Source organism: Buchnera aphidicola (Pemphigus obesinymphae) (genome assembly GCF_026122815.1).
GTDB classification, from domain to species: Bacteria; Pseudomonadota; Gammaproteobacteria; order Enterobacterales; family Enterobacteriaceae; genus Buchnera_C; species Buchnera_C aphidicola_BJ.
This window is the reverse complement of the sequence record NZ_JAIWQW010000019.1, coordinates 1-1,137: the sequence shown is the minus strand read 5'-3', so window position 1 is coordinate 1,137 and position 1,137 is coordinate 1. Positions and strand designations below refer to the sequence as shown.

At 31.7% G+C, this 1,137-nt stretch carries 1 protein-coding gene; it reads right to left on the bottom strand.

Annotation, left to right across the window (positions count from 1 at the left end):
* Nucleotides 1-93 precede the first annotated feature (93 nt).
* Nucleotides 94-1,137 (bottom strand): chorismate synthase (gene aroC, locus LDP10_RS02645; RefSeq protein ID WP_265197201.1); only part of this gene is annotated, 1,044 nt, incomplete at its 5' end.

Below are 1,137 nucleotides of genomic sequence, written 5' to 3'. Positions count from 1 at the left end.
ATACTAAAATATCTTCAATAAGGAATAAAAATACAGATATTGAGATTTAATGCTACTAAAATTTTAAATTTAGTAGCAAATTATTTAATAATATTAAATATTTTTTTTACTAAGTAAATTAACATTACTGCATTGTCCACGATATCTTAGTAAATGATCCATTAAAACTATAGCCATCATTGATTCTGCTATGGGAACTGCTCTTAATCCAACGCAGGGATCATGACGTCCTTTTACAATAATTTTTTTTTCTTCGTTTAAATTATTAATAGTATTTCCGGGAATACCTATACTCGATGTTGGTTTTAATGCTATTTTAGCGACGATATTTTCTCCGTTACTGATTCCTCCTAAAATTCCACCCGCATGATTAGTTAAAAAACCTTTTTTATTTATTTCGTCTCGATGTTGGCTACCTTTTTGGGTAATTACTGCAAATCCGTCTCCGATTTCTATGCCTTTTACTGCATTTATACTCATAAGTGCATGAGCAAGATCTGCATCTAACCGATCAAAAACTGGTTCTCCTAATCCAATAGGAACGTTATGGGCTATTATTGTTACTTTTGCTCCTATAGAATCATGTTCTTTTTTTATTTTTTTTATATAATTTTCGAGAACAGGAATTTGATTAACATTGGGGCAAAAAAAATCATTATTGTCTACTTCATGCCAAGATTGAAATTCACATGGAATGTCACCTAATTGAGATAAATATCCTTTTATTTTGATATTGTATTTTAAATTAAGATATTTTTTTGCTATAGCTCCAGCTGCAACTCTCATAGTTGTTTCACGAGCAGATGATCTGCCTCCTCCTCTGTAATCTCTTAGTCCATATTTTTTTTGGTAAGTATAATCTGCATGCCCAGGTCTAAATATGTGTTTAATTTTTTCATAATCTTGAGAACGTTGATCGGTGTTATTGATAATTAATCCTATACTTGTTCCAGTAGTTACTCCATTAAAGACACCTGATAGAATGTTAATTTGGTCTTTTTCACGACGTTGAGTTGTATATTTCGATTTTCCTGGTCTTCTACGGTTTAGTTCTTTTTGTAAATCATCAGTAGATAATGGAAATCCAGGAGGTATGCCGTCTATAATACAGCCCAATGAAGGGCCATGGGATTCTCC